Origin of the sequence: Amycolatopsis sp. WGS_07, from assembly GCF_045278895.1 — a bacterium.
Taxonomy (GTDB): Bacteria; Actinomycetota; Actinomycetes; order Mycobacteriales; family Pseudonocardiaceae; genus Amycolatopsis.
In genome coordinates this window covers 8,680,281-8,704,513 of sequence record NZ_CP136053.1, presented here as the reverse complement: position 1 = coordinate 8,704,513, position 24,233 = coordinate 8,680,281, and the positions used below count along the sequence as shown (strand labels likewise).

At 70.7% G+C, this 24,233-nt stretch carries 23 protein-coding genes and 1 pseudogene; 22 read left to right on the top strand and 2 right to left on the bottom strand.

Features of this window, described 5'->3' with window-relative positions; translation table 11 throughout:
* Positions 1-109 precede the first annotated feature (109 nt).
* A complete protein-coding gene (locus tag RPX00_RS41010; protein ID WP_406633790.1) occupies positions 110-1,495 on the top strand; it encodes a S1C family serine protease in 1,386 nt (461 codons plus the stop codon).
* Positions 1,496-1,524: 29 nt separating this feature from the next.
* On the opposite strand, the pseudogene RPX00_RS41005 reads toward RPX00_RS41010, so the two are convergent.
* Positions 1,525-2,347, bottom strand: a pseudogene (locus tag RPX00_RS41005) (oxidoreductase).
* 79 nt (positions 2,348-2,426) lie between these two features.
* Here RPX00_RS41005 and RPX00_RS41000 point away from each other — a divergent pair.
* The 5 genes from RPX00_RS41000 to RPX00_RS40980 all read left to right on the top strand — a co-directional run bounded on the left by RPX00_RS41000 (position 2,427) and on the right by RPX00_RS40980 (position 7,309).
* Positions 2,427-2,951 (top strand): MarR family winged helix-turn-helix transcriptional regulator, encoded by a 525-nt coding sequence (locus tag RPX00_RS41000; RefSeq protein WP_406643255.1) that lies wholly within the window; start codon positions 2,427-2,429, stop codon positions 2,949-2,951.
* Between the two features lie 57 nt (positions 2,952-3,008).
* Positions 3,009-3,569 (top strand): cysteine hydrolase family protein, encoded by a 561-nt coding sequence (locus tag RPX00_RS40995; protein WP_406633789.1) that lies wholly within the window; start codon positions 3,009-3,011, stop codon positions 3,567-3,569.
* A gap of 948 nt (positions 3,570-4,517) precedes the next feature.
* Positions 4,518-4,787 carry a hypothetical protein gene (locus RPX00_RS40990; RefSeq protein WP_406633787.1) on the top strand — a complete coding sequence of 90 codons (270 nt, stop codon included), beginning with the start codon at positions 4,518-4,520 and terminating at the stop codon, positions 4,785-4,787.
* A gap of 567 nt (positions 4,788-5,354) precedes the next feature.
* The gene (locus RPX00_RS40985; RefSeq protein WP_406633785.1) at positions 5,355-6,491 is read left to right on the top strand and encodes an acyltransferase family protein; all 1,137 of its coding nucleotides are present in this window, start codon (positions 5,355-5,357) and stop codon (positions 6,489-6,491) included.
* Positions 6,492-6,598: 107 nt separating this feature from the next.
* The gene (locus RPX00_RS40980) at positions 6,599-7,309 is read left to right on the top strand and encodes a hypothetical protein (protein WP_406633783.1); all 711 of its coding nucleotides are present in this window, start codon (positions 6,599-6,601) and stop codon (positions 7,307-7,309) included.
* A gap of 511 nt (positions 7,310-7,820) precedes the next feature.
* On the opposite strand, the gene RPX00_RS40975 is transcribed toward RPX00_RS40980, so the two are convergent.
* On the bottom strand, positions 7,821-8,096 hold the full coding sequence (locus tag RPX00_RS40975; protein ID WP_406633781.1) for a YggT family protein: 276 nt from the start codon (positions 8,094-8,096) through the stop codon (positions 7,821-7,823).
* Between the two features lie 140 nt (positions 8,097-8,236).
* On the opposite strand from RPX00_RS40975, the gene RPX00_RS40970 reads away from it, so the two are divergent.
* The 16 genes from RPX00_RS40970 to RPX00_RS40895 all read left to right on the top strand — a co-directional run bounded on the left by RPX00_RS40970 (position 8,237) and on the right by RPX00_RS40895 (position 24,197).
* The gene (locus RPX00_RS40970; RefSeq protein WP_406633779.1) at positions 8,237-9,946 is read left to right on the top strand and encodes an IlvD/Edd family dehydratase; all 1,710 of its coding nucleotides are present in this window, start codon (positions 8,237-8,239) and stop codon (positions 9,944-9,946) included.
* Positions 9,946-10,779: a fumarylacetoacetate hydrolase family protein gene (locus tag RPX00_RS40965; RefSeq protein ID WP_406633777.1), complete on the top strand. Its 834-nt coding sequence runs from the start codon at positions 9,946-9,948 to the stop codon at positions 10,777-10,779. Before RPX00_RS40970 ends, RPX00_RS40965 begins: the two co-directional genes overlap by 1 nt.
* Positions 10,780-10,866: 87 nt before the next feature.
* Positions 10,867-12,171, top strand: coding sequence for an alginate lyase family protein (locus RPX00_RS40960; RefSeq protein WP_406633775.1), 1,305 nt, complete (start codon positions 10,867-10,869; stop codon positions 12,169-12,171).
* Positions 12,172-12,270: 99 nt separating this feature from the next.
* Entirely contained in the window at positions 12,271-12,555 is a 285-nt protein-coding gene (locus RPX00_RS40955; protein ID WP_406633773.1) for an isoamylase early set domain-containing protein, read from the top strand.
* Positions 12,556-12,987: 432 nt separating this feature from the next.
* Positions 12,988-13,413 carry a hypothetical protein gene (locus tag RPX00_RS40950; protein ID WP_406633771.1) on the top strand — a complete coding sequence of 142 codons (426 nt, stop codon included), beginning with the start codon at positions 12,988-12,990 and terminating at the stop codon, positions 13,411-13,413.
* Between the two features lie 102 nt (positions 13,414-13,515).
* Positions 13,516-14,124: a TetR/AcrR family transcriptional regulator gene (locus RPX00_RS40945; protein ID WP_406633770.1), complete on the top strand. Its 609-nt coding sequence runs from the start codon at positions 13,516-13,518 to the stop codon at positions 14,122-14,124.
* Between the two features lies 1 nt (position 14,125).
* Entirely contained in the window at positions 14,126-14,788 is a 663-nt protein-coding gene (locus RPX00_RS40940; RefSeq protein ID WP_406633768.1) for an enoyl-CoA hydratase-related protein, read from the top strand.
* Positions 14,789-14,914: 126 nt separating this feature from the next.
* A complete protein-coding gene (crcB, locus tag RPX00_RS40935) occupies positions 14,915-15,382 on the top strand; it encodes a fluoride efflux transporter CrcB (protein WP_406633766.1) in 468 nt (155 codons plus the stop codon).
* Complete coding sequence (crcB, locus tag RPX00_RS40930; protein ID WP_406633764.1) at positions 15,382-15,750, top strand: fluoride efflux transporter CrcB; 369 nt, start codon at positions 15,382-15,384, stop codon at positions 15,748-15,750. Before crcB (RPX00_RS40935) ends, crcB (RPX00_RS40930) begins: the two co-directional genes overlap by 1 nt.
* 112 nt (positions 15,751-15,862) lie before the next feature.
* Positions 15,863-17,188, top strand: coding sequence for a purine-cytosine permease family protein (locus tag RPX00_RS40925; RefSeq protein WP_406633762.1), 1,326 nt, complete (start codon positions 15,863-15,865; stop codon positions 17,186-17,188).
* 17 nt (positions 17,189-17,205) lie between these two features.
* The gene (locus tag RPX00_RS40920; protein WP_378305571.1) at positions 17,206-18,756 is read left to right on the top strand and encodes a hydantoinase/oxoprolinase N-terminal domain-containing protein; all 1,551 of its coding nucleotides are present in this window, start codon (positions 17,206-17,208) and stop codon (positions 18,754-18,756) included.
* Positions 18,757-18,759: 3 nt separating this feature from the next.
* Complete coding sequence (locus RPX00_RS40915; protein WP_406633760.1) at positions 18,760-19,830, top strand: DUF917 domain-containing protein; 1,071 nt, start codon at positions 18,760-18,762, stop codon at positions 19,828-19,830.
* A complete protein-coding gene (locus tag RPX00_RS40910; protein ID WP_406633758.1) occupies positions 19,827-20,921 on the top strand; it encodes a DUF917 domain-containing protein in 1,095 nt (364 codons plus the stop codon). The genes RPX00_RS40915 and RPX00_RS40910 overlap by 4 nt, the downstream gene beginning before the upstream one ends.
* On the top strand, positions 20,918-21,637 hold the full coding sequence (locus tag RPX00_RS40905) for an SDR family oxidoreductase (RefSeq protein WP_406633756.1): 720 nt from the start codon (positions 20,918-20,920) through the stop codon (positions 21,635-21,637). Before RPX00_RS40910 ends, RPX00_RS40905 begins: the two co-directional genes overlap by 4 nt.
* 14 nt (positions 21,638-21,651) lie before the next feature.
* Entirely contained in the window at positions 21,652-22,722 is a 1,071-nt protein-coding gene (locus RPX00_RS40900; RefSeq protein ID WP_406633754.1) for a DUF917 domain-containing protein, read from the top strand.
* The gene (locus RPX00_RS40895; RefSeq protein ID WP_406633752.1) at positions 22,719-24,197 is read left to right on the top strand and encodes a PucR family transcriptional regulator; all 1,479 of its coding nucleotides are present in this window, start codon (positions 22,719-22,721) and stop codon (positions 24,195-24,197) included. Before RPX00_RS40900 ends, RPX00_RS40895 begins: the two co-directional genes overlap by 4 nt.
* The last annotated feature ends 36 nt before the right edge of the window (positions 24,198-24,233 follow it).

Here is a 24,233-nt window from a genome sequence, read left to right as displayed (position 1 = left end):
TATCGCCGAGCGGGTCCACAGCTTCTCCACGGACCACGGCAAGGAAAATCTCAGGTACCGGGTGTTTGCTGAGCGGGCGGAGGGTCGTCACGAGACGCGGGAGCGCAGCATGAACGAGCAGGACCAGGGACAGTCCGGCTACCCGTATCAGCCGGGAACCGGGCAGCCGCACCAGCAGGGCTGGGCCCAGCAGCAGGCCTGGGCCGCGCCGCCTCCCGGCGGTTACGGCCAGCCATACCCGGGCCAGCAGTTCGCCGCGCCTCATCCTCAGCCGCGTCCCAGCCACCCGCTGCGGACCGCGGCGATCACGGTCGGGGCGATCGTGGTGGCGGCCGCCGTCGGGCTCGGGGTCGGGCACTTCGTGTGGACGCCGTCCGCGCCGTTCGGCGTGTCCGGGAACCAGAACTTCGGCTCGATCGGCAACCAGACCAACCCGTCGAACACCGCGATCGACCCGCAGGCGATCGCTAAGAAGGTCAGCCCGGGCATCGTCAACATCAACACCGAACTCGGCTACCAGGGCGCGGCCGCGGCGGGCACCGGCATCGTGCTCACCCCCGACGGCGAGGTGCTCACGAACAACCACGTCGTCGAGGGCGCGACCAGCATCAAGGTCACCGACGTCGGCAACGGCCAGACCTACACCGCGTCCGTGCTCGGCTACGATCGCAGCCACGACGTCGCGGTGCTCAAGCTCGCCGGCGCGTCCGGGCTGGCCACGGAGGAACTCGCCGACTCGTCGTCGGTCAAGGTCGGCGACGCGGTCGTCGGCCTCGGCAACGCGGGCGGGGCCGGGGGAGCGCCGGTTCCCGCTCCCGGGCGGGTGACCGCGCTGAACCAGTCGATCACCGCGTCCGACGAATCGAACAACTCGTCCGAGCGGCTCACCAACCTGATCCAGGTCGACGCCAACATCCAGTCCGGCGATTCCGGCGGCCCGCTGGTGAACGCGCAGGGTCAGGTCATCGGCGTGGACACCGCGGCTTCGGCCGGCTACCAGTTCAACGGCGGCGGACGGCGCGGGCACGGCGGTCTCGGCAACGGCTTCCCCGGCGACAACTCCGACGGCTCCGAGGGCTCTCAGGGCACGGACGGCACCGGATCGAGCGGCCACGAGGGCTACGCGATCCCGATCAACCAGGCGATCTCCATCGCGCACCAGATCGTCGGCGGCACCGGTTCCGACACTGTCCACATCGGAAAGAGCGCGTTCCTCGGCGTGACAGTGAGCGGCACCGGACAGGGGCAGCAGGGCGAAACCGGCGCGGGCGCTGCGATCCAGCAGCTCGTCGCCGACGGCCCGGCCGCGAAAGCGGGCCTCGCCGCGGGCGACGTGATCACCGCCGTGGACGGCAAGGCCGTCGACTCGCCCACCGCGCTGACCACCCTGATGGACCAGCACCACCCCGGCGACAAGCTCACCGTCACCGTCGTCGGCCAGTCCGGCCAGCAACGAGACGTGACGGTCGTGCCCGCTGAGGGCCCTGTCGGCTGACCTTTCCCGCGCTTGTCCGGACGGCTGCTTCAGTCGTCCGGATAACGCGTGTCCAGCGAAACTTCCTCCCACGCCGCGAGATCCGCGAGCTGCTGCTCCAGCTTCGCCCGGATCCGGTGCACCGCCTCGGGTCCGAGCGGCAGCCGCAACGGCGCGTCCGGCGTGTCGACCAGCTTCAGAATCGCCTCGGCGGCCTTGACCGGATCGTTCGGCTGCACCCCGTCCTGCTCCGAAAACTTACGGCGCATCACGCCGGCCGGAGTCTCGCGGTAATCGTCGATCGGCTCGGAGAACGTCATCGACCGCCCGGCAGAAGTCCGTCCGGAACGGCCCCGGCTCCACGAGGCTCACCCGGATCCCCAGCGGCCCGACCTCCCCGGCGAGCGCCTCGGACATCCCCTCCAGCGCGAACTTCGACGTCGCGTACAACGCGTGCCCCGGATTCCCGACCACGCCGCCCACCGACGACAACTGCACGATGTGCCCGCTGCGCCGCGCCCGCAGATGCGGCAACACCGCGCGTGTGACGTTGAGGACGCCGAACACGTTGGCCTCGAGCACCCGCCGCGCCTGCTCGTCCGTCAGTTCCTCAAGCGCGCCGACGAGCCCGTGCCCAGCGTTGTTGACCAGCACGTCAATCTGCCCGAACTCGGCGATCGCCGCTTTCACCGCCGCTTCCACCGACGCCGGATCAGTGACGTCCAACCGTGCCGTGAACGTGTCCAGCTCGCCGAGCACCGACGTGTCGCGAGCCGTCGCCACGACCTTTTCCCCGCGCGCCAGCACGGTTTCCGCGAGCACGCGGCCGAACCCGCTGCTCGCTCCCGTGATGAACCAGACGCGTCCGGACATGCGGACCTCCCCAGGACCAGGTACCTTGATACTCAAATCAAACTACCTTGATCATCGAGGGAGTGTCCAGTTGGACTCAGTGGGGGCGGGCCTCGCCGAATGGCTGGCCGTGATGCCGGACGGCGTCGACGGACCGGTCGAGTCGGCCCGGCAGCGAATCGGCCGCCTGTCGCGGCAGTTCGAACAGGTGCTGCGCGACGTCGCGGAGGAATACGGCTTCAGCACGGGGGACTGGCAAGCACTGTCCGCCCTGCACCGCTCCGGCCGAGCCGCCGTCCTGACCCCGAAGGAACTGGGCGACCGCCTTGGCGTCACCTCCGGCACCGTCACCGTCCGAATCGACCGCCTAGCACGCGCAGGCCTGGTAGAACGCGTCGCGGCAACGTCAGACGGCCGCAGCCGCCCGATCCGCCTGACCCGGAAAGGCCGCGCCCGCTGGGCCGCCGCCACGAAAAAGCGCACCGAACGAGAGCAGGCGCTGTTCACCTCAGCCCTTGGTCAGGACGGCCTCGCCGACCTGAACTCCCTGCTAGCCCGCCTCCTGACCCGCTTCGAATCCGAGTTCGGCCCCTCCTCCCCGCACGATGCTCTCCGCCAAGAGTGAGTTTTTTGTCGGTGGCGGGCGCTAGCGTTGGCGCGAACCTGATGGAGGAGATTCCCGATGACCACTCTCAACGACCGCCCGAACACCGCCCTCTTGGTCGTCGACGTACAAAACGGCGTCGTCGACGGCTCGCACGAACGGGACAAGGTCGTGGCGAACATCGCCGCACTGGTGGAGAAGGCCAGGCAGGCCGAGATCCCGGTCGTGTGGGTCCAGCACGAGAGCGAGGAGCTGGAAAAGGGCAGCCCCCAGTGGGACCTGGCCCCGGAGCTGAAGCCCGCACCCGCCGAACCGCTGGTGGAGAAGCGCTACGGCGACTCGTTCGAAGACACCACGCTGGAGTCAGTCCTGGCTGAGCGAGGGGTAGGACACCTGGTGGTCAGCGGAGCCCAGACAGATGCCTGCATCCGCTCAACCCTGCACGGCGCCCTGACCCGCGGCTACGACGCGACCCTGGTGAGCGACGCCCACACCACCGAAGACCTCTCGAACTGGGGCGCCCCGCCGCCGGCGCAGGTCATCGCACACACCAACCTGTACTGGAGCCACCAGACGGCACCGGGCCGAACGGCCGGGACGGTGTCCACGGAGGAGGTCGCCTTCGCTTCTGGATCGTGAGCGAGCGCCGGAGCTTCGCGAGCGGCCGTCCACAGCGCGGCCGTGCGCAACGCGGCCGTGCGCAACGCGGACGGCCGCGGCACTGGACGGCTGCGGCACGGACGGCCGCGGTGCCGGTGTGCGCGGCACCGGTGTTCCGGAGCGCGGGTGTCTGCGGCACGGGTGTCTGTGGTGCGGGTGTCCGCAGCACGGGTGTCTGTGGTGCGGGGTGTCTGCGGTGCGGGCGAGGGGGAGCGGGCGTGCGCCGAACCTGCTCCGGCTTTCGCCTCCCCGGCGGAGCTGGCGTGCCGCCACCGTCGATGGCCAGGTTCGCACCTTGACCGCGACGCTCGCCCGTCGCCCGTCGCCCGTCGCCCGTCGCCCGTCGCCCGTCGCCCGTCGCCCGTCGCCCGTCGCCCGTCGCCCGTCGCCCGCCCACTCGCCCTCCGCCCGCCCACTTGCCCTGCGCTCGCCCGCTGCTCGCCTGCCTGCCCACCCGTCGCCCACTTGCCCTCCGCCCCCACCGCTCGCCTGCCACCCGCCCGCCCGCCGTCTGCTCGCCTGCGCGCATGCCCGCCGACCACTCGCCCTCCGCCCCCGCCCTCTGCCGCTCGCCTCCCAGCCCTCCGCCCTCCGCCGCTTGCCCGCCGCCCGCTCGCCCGTCGCGACGTGGATGGGCAAGGCAGTGACGTGCGGCCGCGACCTGAGCGGGCTCGTGGCCGACCACGTTCACGCCCGACCACGGTCGTCCCGAGGCACCCCACGGTTTCGCGGCGAACTGGGCAGGCTCAGGTCGGCGAGCGACGCACCCACCGTGGTCACGGCGGGCTCAAGCTCGCCTACCCGGACCGGTGAAGCGCTGCTCTCGCCGGAGTGGTTCGGCCGGATCGGTCTTGTCGCCGCTCGATGCCCCCGACTTTGCTGGAGCCCGGCCGCACTATCCGGGCATCGAGCGAGACGGAGCGAAAAATGGGCAAAATGACGGGCGGGCTGTCCGTGGCGGCACTGGCACTGGCAGGCCTGATGGCAGCCGCACCGGTCGCGACGGCCGCGAGCGTTCCGGTCGCCCCGCGTTCCGTGCCGGACTGTGTCGAGTACGCGGTCGCCGAAGGGGAAGCGGACCTGGACATCGCGTTCCCGGCCTGTACCCAGGGCAGCCTGCTGGACTGCTACCGAATCTTCCGCGACGAGTACGGCCGCCAGGCATGGGCACTGGAGGCCTGCAAGCTCAGGGACTAGCAGCAGCCCGTTACGGCACAACGGAAAAGCTGGCGAGGCCGTGGCTCCGAATCACGCCCCTGCCCGCAGCAGCGCGCGAAACCGCCCAGTTTGACCGAGTTGAGAGAGTCCGAGCAGCAACCACGGCGACCCCAGCGGGTACCTCAACCGAACCCAATCCAGCACCGCCCCGAACAGTCGCGAGCCCGAGAGCCCCGCTCCCGACCGACCTCAGCAGCCGGGCCAAGGCCACCCACAAGACCGATTCAGCCGCGCCGCGAAACCCGTTCCCGGTGCCCCGACGAGGGCACCAAGCAAGCATTCGTCCGTCACATCCAACGGGTGAATCCTGATTGCCCCCAACCTAAACCCTCTCACTCACCGGAAACCCGCACCAGCGAGCGACCAAGCCCGCCCGCCGCGTCCGGCGGACCGGGCTCGGCCGGAAATCCCTCTGCTACCACGGCTTTCCCCGGGAAACTCGGCCGTCCGGAACGCGAACCCCCTTCCCCGTACCGGAAATACCCGCCGCCGCGCAGCACAGGGTCCCTCCTCGTCCGGCGAAGCCCACCAGTTACGGTTGCTCGCGTGTCCTCGTTCCGTCCGGTGAGCGTGTCTTCGGGGAACCGGCGGATCAGCTGGGACCTCGTGCGCGGTGGGTGCGTCGTGCTGGTGCTGCTGTACCACGCGACCTACATGAGCGTCGTCGTGCATCCCGAGCTGGGACCCCGGCGGTTCTCGTTCCCGCATCAGGTCGGGGCGAGCCTGCTGCTGGTGATTTCCGCGTACTTCGCCGCCGTCACGATCGGGCGCGGGGCGCTCGGGCGGTACTGGTGGGGGCGGATCGCGCGGTTGCTGCCGCCGTTTCTCGCGGCCGTCGTCGTGATCTACTTCGCGCTGCGGTACCTCTCGCCGCCCGGCTGGTTCAGCCCGCGCTTCGGCGATCTCGCCGGCAACCTCCTGATGCTCTGGAACTGGAAGCCCGCCGACTTCCCCTTCCTCGACGGCTCCCACTGGACGATTCCCCTCCAGCTCATGGCGTTCACCGTCGCCGCGCTGCTCTACCGCGGCAGCTGGGGCCACGGCCGGAAGTTCCGCGTCGTCATGTGGACCGCACTGCTCGTCCCGCTCGCGCAGTGGCCGCTGCGCGTCGCCGGTCCGCCCGAGTGGTACCGGGTCATCGTCGACGGCTTCGGGTTCCACCGCTGGCATCTGTTCGTCGCGGGCATCGCGGTCCGGCTCTGGACCACGAAACGCGTGTCCACGGCGGAATTCGTGCTGCTGGAAGTCCTCTGCGTCGCGGCGCACGCGCTGCACGGAGCGGCCGTCACCCCGTCCGGCATCAAGGTCGAATGGGGCTCGACGATCGGCATCGCGATCGGGATCGCGGTGATCTCGCTCGCCGCGGCCGGCCCGGACTGGAACCGGTTCGTCCCGGCGTTCGCCCAGCGCGCGATCACCTGGTTCGCCGGCATCTCCTACGGCGTCTTCCTCATCCACCAGGCCATCGGCTACCTCGTGCTGCACTGGCTGTCCGGCCTGGGCGCAGGCTCGCTGCTGCAGACCGCCGGGATGCTCGCGACCGGCGTCGTCCTCGGCTGGGCCCTCACCCGTCTGGTCGAACGCCCCGCGCACCGCTTCCTCATGCGCGGCTACGACTCCTGGACCGCCCGCAGACGCCCCGGCGACGAACCGGTCCCGGTCGCCGCGGGCAAGCCCGGCTGATCGGCATCCGGCTCCGCCCCTCGATGTCCGGGTCATCCCTGATGCCGGAAAGCCGGTCGCTGCCATAGCGTGGCAGTCCGGCTTGAGGGAAAAGAGGGGCGAGACAAGTGCGAATCGGCTGGTTGGTCGCTGTCGGCGTCGTAGTGGTGAGCGTCTCCGCGTGCCAGCTCCCTGATGTGCGGGGCGATGGAGAGCAGGACAGCGGCACGCTCGCCGTGGGCTGGCCGGGCACGGCCCGGGACACGTCGACGCTCTCCGGCTCGGCGACGGCAGTCAAGATCGACAGCTCCGCCGGCTACGTGCGGCTGCGGTCCGGCGGCTCCGCCGGAACGATCACCATCGAGCGCGAGATCCGCTACCAGGGCACGAAACCGGAGGGAGCCTGGCACCGCCTGACCGGCTCGACGCTCGAACTCGACGGCAACTGCGGATCCCAGTGCATCGTCTCCTACACGGTCACCGCGCCCGACCGGATGGCGGCGACCGGGAAGATGGGCGCCGGTGAATTCGAGGCGGACAAGGTGAGTTCGCTGGACCTGACGATGTCCGCGGGCAGGCTCGCCGTTCAGGACTGCTCGGGGCCAGTCAAGGCGGTGACCACCGTCGGCGAAGTCGACATCACCATGAGCGCGCCGGCCGACGCCACCGTCAAGACCAACGTGGGCGCCATTTCCCTCAACGTCCCCGGCACGGACTACGCGGTATCAGCGAAAACCGCGGTCGGCGACCGGAGCGGCACCCTGCCCGACCGGCAGAACGGCGCCCACCGCATCGACGTCAGCTCCTCAGCCGGGGAAATCCGGCTCGACTCCCATTGACCCGGTCGCGTCGCTCTACTGTCGACACTCCGGCGGCCGCGGGGGCTTTGTGCTCGCCGGGTGGGGTGCGGCAGGTCGGGGGATTCGTGCTCGCCCGGCAGGAAGCCCGCCGGGCGCGGGTGACTTTGTGCTCGCCGGGCAGAGGCGCCACAGGTCGGGGACTCGTGCTCGCCCGGCGGAAGCTCGGTGGGTGCGGGTGACTCGCGTTCGCTCGGCGGTAAGCGCGGCGGGCTCGGGGGACTCGCACTCGTTGGTCGGAGGCTTGGGGCAGAAAGCTCGGCACGCCAGGGGACTCGCGTTCGCTCGGCGGGTGCGGGTGACTCGTGCTCGCCTGGCGGGAAGCTCGGCAGGAGCGGGAGCCTCGCACTCACTCAGCGAAAAAGCCCAGCAACAGCGCTAGCGACAGGCCACCGACGATCAGCCCAGGCCACCGACGCACCCCGCAGGCCCGTTCAACCTTCTCCCGGCACGCTCACGCCCGCCACCGTCCCCGACGCTGGACCACCCGGCCTCACAACGCGAACGCGATCGACCGCACCACCAGCGCCGCGACGAACACCGCCGTGAACGCCAGGTCGAACGCCACCCCTCCAGCCCGCACGGGCCGCAGCACCCGGCGCACGGGGGCGATCACCGGTTCGGTCACCCGGTGGCTGATCCGGCGCGCCTGGCCGAGCCACGCGGGCCCGGTGGCCACCACGCGGGTCCAGTCCAGCACCATCCGCACCACCAGCACCAGGATGAACACGGTCAGGACATACCCGACCAGGGTCCCGATCAGGCTCATCGCACACCTCGCGTCTCCGGCAACGTCTTCACCAGGTCCAACGTCCGCCGTCCCCGCGAAGTGTCCGGTTCGCGGGAATTCTCAGCCGATTGCCAGGAGCCGCCCGATCGGGTATCGAGGAAACGCCGAAGGGAGGCAGCGTGGGAGAGCGGCGCAGCGCGGCGTGGTTCGGCGCGTCCGGACGGGCGGGGATGATCCACCGGTCGTGGATGCGGTCCCAGGGCTTCGGCCCGGAGGTCTTCGACGGCAGGCCGGTGATCGGCATCGCGGTGAGCGCGTCCGAGCTGGCCCCGTGCAACGTCCATCTCGACCGCGTCGCCGAGGCGGTCAAACGCGGAGTCTGGCAGGCCGGCGGCCTCCCGCTCGCGTTCCCCACGATGGCGACCGGCGAGACGCTCATGCGCCCCACCGCGATGCTCTACCGCAACCTCATGGCGATGGAGGTCGAGGAGCTGATCCGCGCCAATCCGCTCGACGGCGTCGTCCTGCTTTCCGGCTGCGACAAGACGACTCCGGCGATGCTGATGGGCGCGGCGAGCGTCGATCTGCCCGCGGTGATGGTCACCGGCGGTCCGATGCTCAACGGCAAATTCCGCGGCAGTGACGTCGGCTCGGGCACGCACGTCTGGAAGTTCGAGGAAGAACTGAAAGCCGGCCGGATGACCGAGGAGGAATGCTTCTTCGCCGAAGGTTGCATGGCCCGCTCGAACGGCCACTGCATGACCATGGGCACCGCCTCGACGATGGCCTGTCTCGCCGAAGCGCTCGGCATGCAGTTGCCCGGTTCGGCGACTTGGCCCGCGGTCGACGCGCGCCGGTTCGAGACCGCGCAGGCGGCCGGGCAGCGGATCGTCGCGATGGTGGAGGAGGACCTGCGGCCGTCGGCGATCCTGACGCGCGAGGCGTTCGAGAACGCGATCCGCGTCAACGCGGCGATCGGCGGGTCGACGAACGCGATCGTGCACCTTCTCGCGCTGGCCGGTCGCGTCGGCGTTCCGCTCGCGATGAGCGATTTCGACGAGCTGGGCCGCGCCGTTCCGACGCTGGTGGACCTGATGCCGTCCGGGCGCTTCCTCATGGAGGATTTCTGTTACGCGGGCGGCGTTCCGGTGGTGCTGAGCAGGCTCGCCGAAGCCGGGCTCCTGCACGCCGACGTCACCACAGTCACCGGCGAGGCCAGGGAAGCCGCGGAATGCTGGAACGACGAGGTGATCACGACGGTCGAAGCGCCGTTCCAGCCGCCGGGCACCGGAACCGCTGTGCTGACCGGGAATCTCGCCCCGGAAGGCGCGGTGCTCAAACAGTCGGCCGCGTCGCCGGAACTGCTCGTCCACACCGGCCCGGCGCTGGTCTTCGACACCGCGGAGGACTACCACCGCGTCGCCGACGACCCGGATCTCGAGGTCACCCCGGACACGGTCCTGGTGATCCGCGGCGCGGGCCCGAAGGGGTACCCGGGCATGCCGGAGGTCGCGAACGTCCCGGTGCCGAAGAAGCTGCTGGACCAGGGAATCACCGACGTGGTGCGGATCTGCGACGGCCGGATGTCCGGCACCGGCTACGGCACGGTCGTACTGCACGTGAGCCCGGAATCGGCGGTCGGCGGCCCGCTCGCGTTCGTCCGCACCGGCGACCGGATCACGCTCGACACCCCGACGCGCGAGCTGACCCTGCACGTTTCCGACGACGAACTGGCCACCCGCCGCGCGGAATGGACGCCGCCGGAAAGCCCGTACCGCAGCGGATACACCTGGCTCTACCGCGAGCACGTCACCCAGGCCCACCTGGGTGCGGACTTCGATTTCCTGCATGGCACCCGCGGTTCCGCCGTGCCGAGGGACTCGCACTGATGCGCCGCCTCGTGAAAACCCAAGCGGGCTGGCAGGTCACCGACGGCGAGTCCGTCGGCGCGCTCCCGCCGGGAACAACGCTCGGCTCCCTGCTCGCCCTGTCCGCCGAAGCTTTCGCCGAAGCGCTGGCCGTCGAGTTGTCGCCAGGAGAACTGGGCGAGCTGCGTGCGCCAGTCGACGACGACACCGAGGTGTGGGCCGCCGGAGTCACCTACGAGGTGTCGCGCGAGGCGCGGATGGAGGAAAGCGGCGACGCCGACGTCTACGCGCGGGTGTACGACGCGGAGCGGCCGGAGCTGTTCTTCAAGAGCGTCGGGCACCGTGTGCGCGGGCCGGGCGAACCGATCGGCGTGCGCGAAGATTCCACTTGGGACGTTCCGGAACCGGAATTGGCGTTGGTGTGCAACGCGAACGGGGAGATCGTCGGCTACACGATCGTCAACGACGTGAGTTCGCGCAGCATCGAAGGCGAGAACCCGCTGTACTTGCCGCAGGCCAAGACGTACCGCGGTTCGTGCGCGGCCGGGCCGTGGATCGTGCCCGCGGCGGCGATCGAAGACCCGTACGCGCTCGGCATCACCGTGATGATCCATCACGCCGGAGAACTGCGGTGGGCGGGGGAGACGACCACCGCGAGGCTGCATCGCCGGCTCGCCGATCTGGTGTCGTGGCTCTATCGCGGCGACGTTTTCCCGCGCGGCGCCGTCCTGGCCACCGGTACATCCGCGGTTCCCGGCCCGGACGTCACCCTCGGGGCAGACGACGAGGTCACCATCGTGATCGAGGGCATCGGCACCCTCCGCAACCCGGTCCGGCGCGGCCGTTCCGCCTGACCTCCCCTTGACGCGGCCAAGCGCATTCGGCTATTCAATCTCAGTTCACATATCTGTGGAGTATTCATATTCTTGAACGGAGTTGCGGTGCTGCCTCCTTCACGGTTATCTCGCCCGCGTCGTATCGCGGCGGTCCTCGCGACGGTCGCCGGACTGCTCGCGGCCACCGCCGGAGCGGCCACCGCCGCGCCCGCGCCGAGGTCGTGCTCGTTCGTGTGCGTGCCGGACCCGGTGGTGCTCGACGGCCTGCACCTGGCGGGCAACAAGATCGGCCTGATGGCCGGGAATTCGACGCTGCGCACGTCGCTGTCCAATCTCCTGAAGCAGGCTGACGACGCGCTGACCAAGGGCCCGTGGACGGTCGTCGACAAGGAGCGCGTCCCGCCGAGCGGCGACAAGCACGACTACCTGAGCCTCGCCCCGTACTACTGGCCCAGCCAGCCGAAGACGCCGGAAAACCCGCAGGGCTGCCCGTACGTCGACCGCGACGGCCAGGTCAACCCCGAGATGAAGAACGTGCCGGACAAGGCCGAACGGCTCGTCGCGTTCAACTCGATCTACCAGCTGTCGCTCGCCTGGTACTACACCGGCAAAGCGGAGTACGCCCAGCGCGCCGCGCTCGACCTGCGCACCTGGTTCCTCGACGCGGCCACGAAAATGAACCCGAACCTGAACTTCGCGCAGGGCATCCCGTGCAAGACCGACGGGCGCGGGATCGGCATCATCGAGTTCTCCTACACCTTCACCCAGGTCCTCGACGCCGCCCGGATCCTGGACGCGGGCGCGCCCGGCTGGTCGAAGGCCGACGGCAAGGCGTTCCGCGGCTGGTCGGCGGACTTCCTGACCTGGCTGCGCACCAGCAAGAACGGCACCGACGAGGCCAAGGCGACCAACAACCACGGCACGTTCTACGACCTGCTCACCGCGGCGACCGCGAGCTACGTCGGGCAGCGCGACCTCGCCCGCCGGATCGTCCGCGACTCCGGCAAAGCCCGCATCGACCACCAGATCGACGCGGACGGCGGCCAGCCCGAGGAGTCGACCCGCACCCGGACGTACCACTACCACACGTTCAACCTCGTCGCGCTGACGCGGCTCGCGCAGCTGGGCCGGCACCTCGGCGTCGACCTGTGGTCGTACCGGAACCCCAAGGGCGGCAGCATTTTCGCCGCCGTCGACCACCTGCTCCCGGCGGCCACCGGTGCTGCGCCATGGCCGCTGCCGGACATCCACTTCATCCAGTACGCCGCCCTCGACAGCGTGCACGCCGCGGCCGACGCGGGCGACTGGAAGGCGCGAGCCGCGATCAGCCGCATCCCGGTCCCGCCCGGCGGCGACCTGTTCCCGGTGCGCCCGGCGGCCGAGCAGCTGGACGACGTGTCCACGACGTGACTTTCACCCGGACGCGGCACCTGCCGCGTCCGGGCTTCCGGCACCGGTCATGAAACGATTCAGAAAGACCGATTCGCCGGAACCGGAAAGGGAAACGCCGTGATCAAGACCAGCCGGAGGAGCGACACCGGGGCCCGGCGGGTGACCTTCGTGCTCCCGCTCGACACCCCGCCCGGCCCGGTGAGCGTGGTCGGCGACTTCAACGACTGGCAGCCCGGCCGTCACGAACTCCGCAAACGCTCGAACGGCACGCGCTCGGCCGCGGTGGAAGTCCCGCCGGGCGCCCGGCTCCGCTTCCGCTACCTGGCCGAAGGCGGCCACTGGCTGGACGACCCGGACGCCCCGGCCCGCGACGGGCGGGACTGCCTTTACATCGCGGACTGACCAGCCCGGTTGCGCGGGAAGCAGTTCGGACCACATGGTTGGGGCTGTTCCGCCTTGCCCGCCGAATGGCTGGTGCGGTGCCGGGGCATCGTGGATCAGGCGAACTGCGCGCGACGCGCTTGCGGAGGCGGCTGGGATGCCCGGCAGCGCGGACCTCCCGCTCAGCGACGTCGGGAACACAGGTCTCGCGCCCTGTGCAGGGCTACTCGGCCCAGGACTGAGTAGGTTCCCCCATGCAGGGGACGCCGGAAACCCGCTCACTTCCCACAGCGACTACTGGAACAAGGACTCTCCCTCGCTCAAGTCGATGGGCAAGATCATCGCCGGAAGCAAACCATGATCCGTCACTCCCGGAAAAACCCGGCACGACCCCTGATGCTCACGGTATTGGCCGCCGTCTCCATCGCCATGACCGCGTGCGGAGGTGCACCCATGCAGCAAACCCCCTCGTCCAAGCAGGCCAAGCAAGTAACAGTGGATGCAGTTCACGCCGCTGTGGCGGCCTCTTTCCCTCCTGGGTACAAGCTGACTGAAATCGTCTTTCCCGACGAGTCCTGCACGGACTCGTCGGATCAGGAGACCGGTCAGGTGAGGGTTGGCGTCACCTACTGGGTCGACGGTCCGGATCGCGCGCAGAACAACAGCTACTACGAGAAACTCAAACAATGGTGGCACGACAAGGGCTGGACGATCGGAACCGACACCTGGGCGGGCGATCAATTCGTCAACGCCCGTAACGGAGACGGCTACCTGATGAGCCTGACGGGCACGGTGACCGGAACGGTCCTCGGCCGCCTGAGCGTCGGGGCCAGTTCGCCGTGCGTCTGGCCCAACGGAACGCCCGAACCCCGGTCCTGACGGTTGCCCGGCTGGGGACGGCCGGGCACGACCACTCGCGACCCCTGAGCCGTGCATCACCCCGCCCTAGTTTTGGAGCACCCGCTCCATTACCATCACCCCATGCCCCGCCCCCGGATCCACGACCCCGAGCTGATCCTCGACACCGCCGAGCGCCTCATCGCCGACGCGGGTCCCGAGGCGCTCACCGTCCGGCGGCTGGCTCAGGAAGCGGGCGTGCCGAACAGCACGATCTACCACGCCTTCACCAACCTCCCCGCCCTGATCGGCCGGACCTGGCTGCGCGCCGCCACTTTCTTCCTCGACGAGCAGGAACGGCTCGTGAACGAAGCGGCCGACCCGATCGAGGCAGTGGTTGCGGCCGCCGACACCTCCGCCGTGGTCGCCGACGCACGTCCGGACGCCGCGCGCATGATGATCGCCGTCCCGTCGAAGCGCGTATTGGGTCCGCAGCTTCCCGACGAACTCGCGGAAGCCTTGCACGCCTTGGACAAACGCCTCGTCCGCCTCCTCGTCCGCCTCGCCCGCCAGCTCTGGGATCGCGGCGACGGGCAGGCCGTCGAGGTGATCACCGCCTGCGTGGTCGACCTCCCGACCGCCCTGCTCCGTCGCGAACTCGCCACGGGACCCGCCAGCGCGGACAGTCGTGCACGGCTGGCCGCGGCGGTCCGCGCGATCCTTGCCCTCCCACCACCGTCCAGAAAGGACTGAAATGCCCACTCTCACCACCACCGGCCCCGTCCACGTCCTCGACTTCGGCACCGACGAAAACCGGTTCGCTCCAACCTGGCTGGACGAGGTCCACACGCATCTCGACACGGTCACCGCAGGGAAGGAACCCGCCGCGCTCGTCACGATCGGCAGCGGCAAGTACTACTCCAACGGCCTCGACCTCGACTGGCTCACCAGCCACCCGGACGACGCCGGCAAGTACGTCACCAGCATCCACGAACTGTTCGCTCGCGTGCTCGCGCTGCCCGTCCCGACCATCGCCGCGGTCAACGGGCACGCCTTCGGCGGCGGCGCGATGCTCGCGATGGCCCACGATTTCCGCATCATGCGGGAGGATCGCGGCTACTTCTGCTTCCCCGAGGCCGACATCAACCTCCCGTTCACCCCGGGCATGGCCGCGCTCGTCCAGGCCAAGCTGACCCCGGCCGCCGCCGTCGCGTCGATGACCACCGGGAGCCGTTTCGGCGGTCCGCAAGCGAAAGCGCTCGGCCTGGTCGACGCGACCGCCGCGCTGGACGACCTGCGGGCCGCGGCGATCGAACGGGTCGCGCCGCTGGCGGGCAAGGACCGCGGCACGCTCGAAGCGATCAAGTCCACTATGTTCGGTCCAGCGCTGACTGCGTTGCGGGAGGCGGGGAACTGATCAGGTAGGCTCGCGTACGCGGCGGTGGGGCTCGCCGCTCCGGGAATCTCCCGGACAACCGCGGCCGAGGCCGCCAACAGTCCCTACTCGAACCGTGACCCCGTGTCCGTGGAGTAGGAGAAGACTGTGCCCGAAGAACCCCTCGACCCCGATGTCGACCTCCGGGATCCCGTGCAGCAGCGCGAACTCGTCCGGCACCACGTGTCGGTGCTCGGCGTGATCGCGCTCGGCGGCGGCCTGGGCGCACTGGCCCGCTACGGTCTCGCGCAGGCTCTTCCCGCCGAGCCAGGCGGCTTCCCGTGGGCGACGTTCTGGACGAACATCGCCGGCTGTTTCCTCATCGGCGTGCTCATGGTGCTGGTCACCGAGGCGTGGTCGGCACACCGGCTGGTGCGGCCGTTCCTGGGCGTCGGCGTCCTCGGCGGCTTCACCACGTTCTCCACGTACGCGGTCGAAGCGCGCAACCTCCTCCAGCCCGACACTGTGCCGCTCGCCTTCGGCTATCTCGGCGGAACGCTCGCCGCCGCGTTGCTCGCTGTCCTCTTGGGACACGCGGTCACCCGCAAGCTGGTTCCGGTGAAGGTGGCTGTCTGATGACCGTGCTCCTCGTTTTCCTGGGCGCCGCGGTCGGCGCGCCGATGCGGTACCTCACTGACCGGGCCGTCCAGTCCCGGCACCAGAGCCTGTTCCCCTGGGGCACCTTCACCGTCAACCTGCTCGGCTGCGTCCTGCTCGGCGGGCTCGCCGGCGCCGGGACCGCGCTGCCCGCGGCGGTCTACTCGCTGCTCGGCACCGGATTCTGCGGTGCGCTGACGACGTACAGCACGTTCAGCTACGAAACCGTCCGGCTGGTCGAGCGCCGCTCCTACTTCGCCGCGGCGGCGAACGTCGTCGTCAGCATCGCGGCAGGGGTCGGCGCGGCGGCGTTCGCGTACGAGGCGGTCCACGCCCTGGTCGGGTAAAAGTGCGACTTGCACAGGCTCGCCATCCGGACTGTGCGGATCGCACGGTGACCTCGCCGGAGCCGCTGCTTACCGTGCTGGGAACCGTTCCCCTCCCGGATGAGGAGTCGCCATGGCCTCGGCTGTCGGTGTCGACGATTACGCGCTGACCAGGGTGCCCGATTCCGCCCGTTACTCGTGGTGGTCGGTCGCTGTGCAGCGGTTCGGCCAGGTCTCCGCGCTGTCGCAGTTCCTGCTCGGCGCCACGATCGGCTTCGGGATGAGCTTCTGGAACGCCGTGCTGGCGTTCACGCTCGGCTCGGTCATCCTCGAGCTGATCACCATCCTCGTCGGCGTGATCGGCGTCCGCGAGGGGCTGACCACGTCGATGATCGCGCGCTGGACCGGCTTCGGCCGCGGCGGCTCCGCGCTCATCGGGCTGGCCATCGGGATCAGCCTGATCGGGTGGTTCGGCATCCAGTCCGCGGTGTCCGCCCAAGGCCTCGCCGCGCTGGTCGGCGGCCTGCCGGAATGGGGATGGGCGCTGGTGTTCGGCCTGGTGGTGACCGCGATCGTGGTGCGCGGCTTCCACTCGATGGCGTGGACGGCCTACCTGATGGTGCCCGCGTTCCTGATCCTGGTGGGCTGGTCGGTGATCTCCGAGCTGACCCGGCACGACCTCGGCGACCTCGTGGCGTCCGCGCCGCCGGGACCGCAGCTGAGCCTCCTGCAGGGCACGACGCTGGTCGCGGGCGGGTTCATCGTCGGCGCGGTGATCACGCCGGACATGACCCGGTTCAACCGCACCACCGGCGACGTCGTGAAGCAGACGCTCGTCGGCGTCACCCTCGGCGAGTACGTGATCGGCCTGGCCGGCGTGCTGCTCGCGCACGCGGTCGGCACGGAGCAGATCACCACGATCGTCACGTCGTCGGTCGGCTGGGTCGGGCTGCTCATCGTCATCGCCGGCACGATGAAGATCAACGACTGGAACCTGTACAGCTCCGGGCTCGGCGTCGTGAACTTCATCGGCACCGTGTCCGGGAAACGGGCGCACCGCGGCCTGGTCACCGCCGTGCTCGGCGTGGTGGGCAGCGTCCTCGCGGCGGCCGGGATCCTCTCGAAGTTCACCGATTTCCTGACCGTGCTCGGGGTCGCGTTCCCGCCCATCGCCGGGATCATGGTCGCCGAGTACTTCGTGGTGAAGCAGTGGCGCGGCGAACTGGCGGCGGCGAGGGCCCGCGGCGCGGTGCCGTCGGAGGCACCGGTGTGGGTGCCCGCGACGATCGTCGTCTGGGTCGCCGCCGCGCTCTTCGGCGAGTTCGTCGACTGGGGCCTGCCCAGCATCAACTCGCTTGTCGTCGCTTTCGTTCTGTACGTGGCCGCCGGGAAGCTCGGCCTGGTCCGCGGGGTCGGCAAGAGCCGTACCGCGGACGCCGAACCCGCCCCGGCCGCCTGAACCTGGAAGGAGTTTTCGTGCGCATCGGCATCGACGTCGGCGGCACCAACACCGACGCGGTCCTGCTGGACGGCCGCGAGGTGCTCGCCTCGATCAAGACCAGCACCACCGAGGACGTCACCTCGGGCATCGTCGCCGCGATCGACGGGCTGCAGCGGCAGCGGGCGTTCGACCCGGCCGCGGTGCGGGCGGTCATGATCGGCACGACGCACTTCATCAACGCGCTCGTCGAGGCGCACCGGCTCGCCCCGACCGCGGCGGTGCGGCTCAGTCTGCCCGCCGGCGCGTCGCTGCCGCCGATGGTGGACTGGCCGCAGCGGCTGGTCGACGCGGTGTCCGGGCGCAGCTATCTGGTGCACGGCGGCCACGAGTTCGACGGACGGCACATCGCCGAACTGGACGAGAGCGAACTGCGCAAGGCCGCCGAGGACATGGGCGAGGCCGGGGTCCGCAGCGTCGCCATCACGTCGGTGTTCTCGCCGGTGAACGCGGAGTTCGAGGCGCGCGCGGCGGAGATCATCGGCGCGCAGCTGCCGGGCGTCGCGATCTCGCTGTCGCACGAAATCGGCCGGATCGGCTTGCTGGAGCGGGAAAACGCGACGGTCATCAACGCGGCGCTGCGCGAGCTGGCGGCGCACATCGTGGACGGTCTGGCCGCGTCGGTGACCGGCGCGGGCATCACCGCGCCGCTGTACCTGAGCCAGAACGACGGCACGCTGATGGACGTCGACTTCGCCCGCCGCTACCCGGTGGCGACTTTCGCGTCCGGCCCGACGAACTCGATGCGCGGTGCCGCGGTGCTGTCCGGTTTGGACACGTGCGCGGTGGTCGACGTCGGCGGCACCACCAGCGACGTCGGCGTGCTGCGGCAGGGCTTCCCGCGCGAGGCGACCACGGACGTGAGCGTGGCCGGGATCCGCACGAACTTCCGGATGCCGGACGTCCTTTCGATCGGCATCGGCGGCGGCAGTCGGGTTCGCGGCGACGCGTCCGGCGTGACTGTCGGACCGGATTCCGTCGGTTACGAGCTGACCTCGAAGGCGCTCGTGTTCGGCGGAGACACCTTGACCGCCACGGACATCGCGGTCGCCGCCGGGCGGGCCGAGATCGGCGACCCGGCGCTGGTCGCGCACCTCGACCGGGACTTCGTAAAGGCGGCGCTGGACCGGATCGCGGCGGACGTTTCCGACGTCGTGGACCGGATGCGCACGTCGTCCGAGCCGCTTCCGGTGGTCGCCGTCGGCGGCGGTTCGGTGCTGCTGCCGGACGAACTCGCCGGCTCCGGCGAGGTCCGCCGCCCGGACCACTACGCGGTGGCCAACGCGATCGGCGCGGCGATCGCGCAGATCGGCGGCGAGGTCGACCGGGTGTACGTGATCGAGCCCGGCCGCCGCGAAGCCGTGGTGGACGAGGCGAAGCAGGAGGCGGTCGACCGCGCGGTGGCCGCAGGGGCAAGCCCGGCGTCCGTCGGCATCGTCGACTTCGACGAGGTGCCGATCCCGTACCTGCCCGGCAACGCCACCCGGATCCGGGTCAAGGCGGTCGGCGACCTGCAGCTGGGGGCCTGAACGATGGCTGAGATCACTGCGAACGACCTGGACGACATCGCGCGCGGCGCGGCGATCCTCGGCACCGGCGGCGGGGGAGACCCGTACATCGGCCGTCTGCTGGCGCACGCCGCGGTCCGCGAGCACGGTGCGGTGCCGCTGGTGCAACTGTCCGAATTGGACGACGACGCGGTAGTGCTGCCGGTCGCGATGATGGGCGCGCCGACCGTGATGGTGGAGAAGCTGCCGTCCGCCGAACAGGTCGGGCTCGCCGCCCGGACGCTGGCCACCTACCTCGGCAAGGAACTCACGCACATCGCGTGCGCCGAAGCGGGCGGCGTGAACTCGCTGATCCCCGTCGTCGCGGCGGCACAGCTCGGTCTGCCGTTGGTGGACGCGGACGGCATGGGCCGCGCGTTCCCGGAACTGCAGATGGTTTTGCCCACGCTGTACGGAATCCGCGCGACCCCGATGTCCATTGCGGACGAGAAGGGCAACCGCGGCGTACTGGACACTGTGGACAATCACTGGGCGGAGCGGCTGGCCCGGTCGGCGACCATCGACATGGGTTGCTCGGCGATGATCAGCAACTACGCGATGTCCGGCGCGCAGGCCCGCGAGTCGATGGTGCCCGGCACGCTGACCCTGTGCGCGGAACTCGGCGCGCTGGTGCGGCAGGCGCGAGAGGCGCACGAGAACCCGGTGGATCGCGTCGTGGCGCGGCTGCGCGGCCGGACGCTGTTCAGCGGCAAGGTCGTCGACGTCGCCCGCCGCACTGTCACCGGGTTCGCTCGCGGCGAGGCCCGTCTGTCCGGAATGGACGGTGACACCGGGTCGGAAATGCTGCTGCGGTTCCAGAACGAGCACCTGGTGGCCGAAGTGGACGGTGAGGTGCGCGCTTCGGTGCCGGACCTCATCTGCACCCTCGACCGCGAGTCCGGCGAAGCCGTCACCACCGAAGGCCTGCGCTACGGCCAGCGGGTGACGGTGATCGCGGCTCCGGCGGACCCGCGCTGGCACACCCCGGAAGGCATCGCGCTGGCCGGTCCGCGCTACTTCGGCTACGACCTCGACCCGATCGGGGTCGCGGGATGAGCTGGACACTGACCGAAGAGCACCTCGAAGACCTCGCCCGAGGCGCGGCTGTCCTCGGCACCGGTGGTGGCGGCGACCCGTACGTCGGGCGGCTGCTGGTGCGCGAGGCGATCCGCGAGCACGGACCCGTCACCGTGCTCGACCCGGACGACCTGGACGACGACGCGCTCGTGATCCCGACCGCGCAAATGGGCGCGCCGACTGTCGTGCACGAGAAGCTACCGAACGGCGCCGAACCCGAGCTTGCCTTGCGAGCGCTGGAAAAACGCCTCGGCGCGAAGGCCGACGCGACGATGCCGATCGAATGCGGCGGGATCAACTCGATGATCCCGCTGGTGGTGGGCGCGCGGCTCGGGCTGCCGGTGGTCGACGCCGACGGCATGGGACGGGCGTTCCCGGAACTGCAGATGGAGACGTTCGGCGTGTACGGCGTCCCGGGTTCGCCGATGGGGATCGCCGGGGAGCGCGGCGAAACCACGGTGATCGACACCGGCGCGGACAACCAGCGGATGGAATGGCTCGCGCGCGGGATCACCATCCGGCTCGGCGGCGTCGCGCACATCGCCGAGTACTCGATGAGCGGCGCGGACGTCAAACGCACCGCGGTGCCGCGGACATTGTCGCTCGCGCTGAGCGTCGGCCGGGCGATTCGCCTTGCGCGCGAAGAGAATGCCGACCCGGTGGCTGCGCTGGCGAAGGCGCTCAGCGACACGTTGTACTCGCATCTGCGTGTGCTGTTCCGCGGCAAAGTGTCCGATGTGGAGCGTCGGACCGAGGAAGGGTTCGCCCGCGGCCGCGCCGCCGTGGTGTCCTTCGACGGCGAGCACAAGCTGGAAATCCTTTTCCAGAACGAAAATCTGGTGGCGCTCGTCGACGGCGACGTGCGCTGCCTCGTCCCCGACCTGATCTGCGTGCTGGAGGCGGAGTCCGCCGAGCCGATCACCACCGAAACGCTGCGCTACGGCCAGCGGGTCACCGTGGTCGGGATCTCGACGCCGCCGCTCATGCGCACCCCGGAGGCGCTGGCCACGTTCGGCCCGGCGGCGTTCGGGCTGGCGCACGAGTTCGTCCCGGTGGAGGTGGCTTCGTGACTTCGCTCGACGGCCGGGTGGTCGTGGTGCTCGGCGGCGGTTCCGGGATCGGGCTGGAGGTGGCCCGGCGCGCGACCGCGGCCGGCGCGCTCGTGCACCTCGGCGGCCGCACCGGCGACAAGCTGCGGGCGGCCGCGGCGGAGCTGGGCCCGACCGCGACCTGGCAGGCAGTGGACAGCACCGACCAGGCGTCGCTGGCGGAGTTCTTCGGCGCGTTGGACCGGGTCGACCACCTGTTCACGCCCGCCGCGTCCTACACCGTCGGCCCGATGCGGGCGTTGTCCGACGAGGAGGCGGAAAGCCCGTTCGTCACCAAGTTCTGGGGTCAGTACCACGCGGTGAAGCACGCCGCGCCGAAGCTGTCGGACGACGCTTCGGTGGTGCTGATGTCCGGTGTGGCGAGCGTGCGCCCGCCTGCCGCGGCCCCGGCGTACGTGGCGTGCAACGCGGCGATCGAGGGCCTCGGCCGAGGGCTCGCGGTGGAGCTGGCGCCGGTCCGGGTGAACGTCGTGTCGCCGGGCACGATCGACGGGAACCTGTGGGCCGGGCGTCCGGCCGCCGCGCGGGAGGCGAGTTTCGCGCAGTACCGCGCGGACACGCTGCTGCACCGGGTCGGCCGGGAGTCCGAAGTGGCCGATGCCGTGCTGTACCTGTTCACCAGCAGCTACACCACCGGCTCGACGCTGTATCCGGACGGCGGTTACAGCCTCCGCTGATACGCTGACCAGCCATGCGCATCACCGCCGCGGACGTGCCCGCCCTCGAACGCGGGGTCGCGCTGCTCGGGTCCGGCGGGGGCGGGGACACCGTCACCGCGGCGGTGCTGCTGCGGCGGCTGACCGAATCCGGCCGCGAACCCGTCGTGCACCGGATCGCCGATCTGCCGCCGGACACCCTGGTGGTGCCGGCCGGGATCGTCGGCGCGACCGCCGCGTTCGCCGAGAAGCTGCCCAGCGGCGACGAATTCGCCTCGGCGATCGCCGCGATCGAACGCTGGACCGGGCAGCGCGCGCAGGCGCTGATGACGATCGAGATCGGCGGGCTCAACGGCCTGCTGCCGCTGGTGGTCGCCGAGGAACTGGGGCTGTCCTATGTGGACGCGGACCTGTCCGGGCGCGGGCTGCCGCGGCTCGACCAGTTCTCCGTCGCCGCGACCGGCCGCGGCGTCGCCCCGGCGGCGATGGCCGAACCCGGCGGCCGGGTCGTGGTGCTGGCCGCCGCGGCCGACGCCGTGGTCGAGAACGGGGTCCGCGCCTTCCTGTCCAGCTCCGGCGGCTGGGCCGCGATCGCGCTGGCCCCGATCCCGGCCGGGGAACTGGCCGGGCACACCGTGCCCGGCACGACCAGCGAGGCGCTCGCCCTCGGCTCCCGCGTGCTCGCGGCGGGGGAGAGCCCGGATCTCGCGACGCTGGAAACCGCACTCGACGGCCGGGTTCTCGCCCGCGGCCGGGTGCTGGAGGTGTCCCGGCACATCGGCCCCGGCCAGCACGGGCACCCCGGCTTCGGCCGCGGCTCGGCGACGCTGACCGACCACCGCGACGGCGCGTTGCTGCGGCTGGAAATGGAGAACGAGTACCTGCTGGCGTTGCGGGACGGGCTGCCGGTGGCGTCCACTCCGGACGTATTGTCGGTGCTCGACCGCCGCACCGGTGTCCCGCTGCAGTGCGACACGATCCGCGCCGGGGTGGAGGTCGACGTCGTGTGCCTCGCCGCCTCCCCGTTCTGGACCGACCCGCGCCGCCGCCCGCTGCTGGAGCCGCGCGCGTACGGGATCGACTGCGATCCGGTGGTGGCACAGTGATTCTCCGACAGCTGCTCGCGCTGCCCTCGTGGGCCGGTCCGGTGCGGGTGTGCTCCGGCGAGTCCGGTTTGGACCGTCCATTGCGGACGGTCAAAGCCGCGCTGGACGCCTCCGGCACGCCCGCCCCGGGCGAACTCGTGGTGCTCGTCCGGCCGCTGGGCTCGGACTGGCAGATCGACGCCCTCCTGCGCCGATGCGCGGACACCCACGCCGCCGGAGTCCTGCTTCCCGGCGCGGAACCGCTTGCCGCTTCCCGGCTTCTGGCCGAACGCCTCTCGGTGCCGCTGCTGGTCACGTCCGCCGACCCGCTCGATCTGCTCGTGGACGCCCGCCTCGCTTTGGCCGCCCCGGACGTCGACCGGGCTGAAGCAGTGCTGGCCGCTCATCGCGCGCTAGGTGAGCGGTTGCGTCCGCCGGAAGAGATCGTGACCGTGTTGCGCCGGCTGCTGGACGCACCCGTCGCCGTCCTCGACGACCGTGGCGAGGTGCTCGCCGGCGAACTCGCCGAGGCCGCTCGCGTACGCGTCCATGAGCCGGTCCCGCAACGGGTGGTGCTCCCGGACGGCGTGCTGCTCGCGCATCCCGCCGCGTCGGTGTGGCTGGCCGCCGAGCTGACCGGCACGAAGGCTCCGCGCGCGGACGTCGTCGCCGCGACCCTTGCCGTCGCCGCTGGCGCGCTGCAGCGCTGGCTGCTGGCCCACCGCCTGGAGCTGGAACGCGACGCCCGTTCGCGGTCCGCGCTGCTCGGCGACCTGCTGCGCCAAGACACCGAACCGGGCGCTGACCTGCGCCGCCGCGCCGCCGACGCGGGCTGGCGACTCGGCGGCTGGCACGTCGGCCTGCGCATCGGCGTGCCCGCGGACGTCGACACCGTCGCGCGCACGCAGGAAGTAGTCCGCGCCTTGCGGGCCGAGTCGATCGAGGCCGTCACCGTCGAACACGGCGAGGGCTGGACCGGCTGGGTCACCTTCGACCAGGAACCGACCGCGGAACGGGTGCGCGCCCTGTCCGCGCGGCTGCGCGCCGTGCACCGCAGCCTGCGCCGGACCCTGGACGCGCACCTGGGCGTCGGCCGCCCGCACGCCGACGGCCTCACCGCGACCGTCGCCGAAGCCACCGACGCCGCCCGCCTAGCCGCGACCCGCCCGGAGACCGGGCACTTCCTGCACGTCGACCAGCTGGGAATGGCCCAGCTGCTGCTGGAATGGACCCGGACGGACACGTTCGAACCCGCCGCCCGCGCACTGCTCGCCCCGCTGGCCGACGTGCCCGGAGACCTGATCCGCACCCTCGCCGCCTACCTCGACGCCGAGTCCTCGCTCGCGGAAACCGCGACCGTGCTGGGGATCCACCGGAACACGGTCGCCGCGCGGGTCAGCCGGATCGAGCAGCTGCTGCACGTCGACCTGTCCCGCCCCGACGAGCGCCTGGCCCTGCACTTGGCCGCCCGCGCCGTGATCCTCGCCCGTCCGTGAAGGACTCCTTGAGGGAATCAGATTCCCGCAAGGAGT